We start from the raw sequence: 270 nt of genomic DNA on the forward strand, positions 1-270 counted from the left end.
GAAGCAGCTTTAAGCTCCAAGCTGATAGCTCTTAGCTAATCAGTTGCGCTCGAAATTGGGTCTGTAGCTCAGTTGGTTAGAGCGCACCCCTGATAAGGGTGAGGTCGGCAGTTCGAATCTGCCCAGACCCACCAATTTTGTTATGGGGCCATAGCTCAGCTGGGAGAGCGCCTGCCTTGCACGCAGGAGGTCAACGGTTCGATCCCGTTTGGCTCCACCATTAACTGTTTCTGCTGTTAGAGTTTAGAAATGAATATTCTGAAGTGAATA

At 49.6% G+C, this 270-nt stretch carries 2 tRNA genes; both read left to right on the forward strand.

Going from position 1 to position 270, the window contains the following annotated elements:
• Window positions 1-57: 57 nt before the first annotated feature.
• Window positions 58-134, forward strand: a tRNA-Ile gene (locus V3W40_RS34610).
• 10 nt (window positions 135-144) lie between these two features.
• Window positions 145-220: transfer RNA gene (locus V3W40_RS34615), tRNA-Ala, on the forward strand.
• Window positions 221-270: the final 50 nt, after the last annotated feature.

Origin of the sequence: Pseudomonas sp. AM8 (genome assembly GCF_036346475.1) — a bacterium.
Taxonomy (GTDB): Bacteria; Pseudomonadota; Gammaproteobacteria; order Pseudomonadales; family Pseudomonadaceae; genus Aquipseudomonas; species Aquipseudomonas marginalis.